This is a genomic window from Corynebacterium sp. HMSC28B08, assembly GCF_001806865.1.
In the GTDB taxonomy this organism is placed as follows: Bacteria; Actinomycetota; Actinomycetes; order Mycobacteriales; family Mycobacteriaceae; genus Corynebacterium; species Corynebacterium auriscanis.
The window spans coordinates 1-611 of the sequence record NZ_KV786176.1 but is presented as its reverse complement, the minus strand read 5'-3'; the positions used below and the strand labels follow the sequence as shown (position 1 = coordinate 611).

Sequence of the window (611 nt, the reverse complement as noted above, 5' to 3'; positions counted from 1 at the left end):
ACTTAAAGGTCTGCCGGAAGCCATTGAAGCAACCTGGCCGCATTCACTCGTGCAGACCTGTGTGGTGCATCTGATCCGTAACGCCAACAAATACGTCGCTTACGGTGACCGCAAAGCCGTCTCCGCCGCGCTAAAAGAGGTCTACACGGCAGTCAATGAGACCGAAGCACGCAGCGCGCTTAACCGGTTTGCTGACAGTGAACTCGGTAAGAAATACCCACAATCTGTCTTGGTATGGGAACGCGCCTGGGAGAGGTTTGTACCGTTTCTGCAGTTCACCCCGCAGGTGCGGAAAATGGTCTACACGACCAACGCGATCGAATCACTCAATAGTGAACTGCGTAAAGCCACCCGCAATCGCATCCAGTTCCCCAACGATATCGCTGCAGTAAAAGCACTGTGGTTGACGATCTGCACGATCGAAGACAAGCGAGCACTCAAGCGTGCAAAGAAAGCGAAAGGGGCACCGAAACCAGATAAATCAGGACGCATAATCGAAGGGAGAACAACCGTCGGCTGGATGGAAGCACTCAACCAAATGATCGTCGCCTACCCCGACCGATTCGCCCCATACATCTAGAAAACAAACCACCACACACAAAAAACTTGAC

General features: G+C 52.5%; 1 protein-coding gene. It reads left to right on the top strand.

Features of this window, described 5'->3' with window-relative positions:
* The coding region (locus HMPREF3098_RS08700; protein ID WP_210385966.1) for an IS256 family transposase at positions 1–580 on the top strand (580 nt) is incomplete at its 5' end.
* Positions 581–611 lie beyond the last annotated feature (31 nt).